Source organism: Acinetobacter sp. RF14B (assembly GCF_006864105.1).
GTDB lineage: Bacteria > Pseudomonadota > Gammaproteobacteria > Pseudomonadales > Moraxellaceae > Acinetobacter > Acinetobacter lwoffii_C.
Genome location: NZ_SMTB01000244.1, coordinates 1 through 508 on the forward strand (window position 1 = coordinate 1; position 508 = coordinate 508).

The 508-nt window shown below is 49.4% G+C and carries 1 protein-coding gene; it reads right to left on the minus strand.

Translation table 11 applies throughout. The annotated features are described in order from the left end of the window. Positions 1–292: cell envelope integrity protein TolA (gene tolA / locus E2K52_RS14755; RefSeq protein WP_151205721.1), on the minus strand; the 292-nt coding region annotated here is incomplete at its 3' end. Positions 293–508: the final 216 nt, after the last annotated feature.

The window sequence follows — 508 nt, forward strand, 5'->3', positions numbered from 1 at the left end:
CCGCTTGTTTCTCACGCAGTTCTTCAGCAGCCTGCTGTTCCTTCATCTTGCGCTGTTCATCAGAACGCTTCGCGCTTGATTCCTGGCTTTGCATGCGTTTGTACTGCTCAACTACCGCACCTGAATCAACCATGACAGCGTCGATGGACGAACCACCGCCGCCTCCGGCTGAAGCTTCTATATTCTCATCGAACGAACTCCAGATCAGCGCCGCAAATAAGATGACATGCAGCACTGCTGAAATAATTATCGCCCGCTTGAGCTTGTCGTTTTGTTCGGTTGCCTTTGACACTCTCGGTTTCCAAAAACTGTTCGCCTGTTACCCGCTCTCTTTCAAGCAAGGGAAACGCAGATGTTTAGATAGGCTGCGTCATTAAACCAACCGATTTCACACCCGCACTATGTAACAAGTTCAGTGCTTTAATTATTTCATCGTAAGGCACATCTTTTGCGCCACCGATCAGAAAGACCGTTTTCGGGTTGGCCTTGAAACGGCTGGACACTTCCG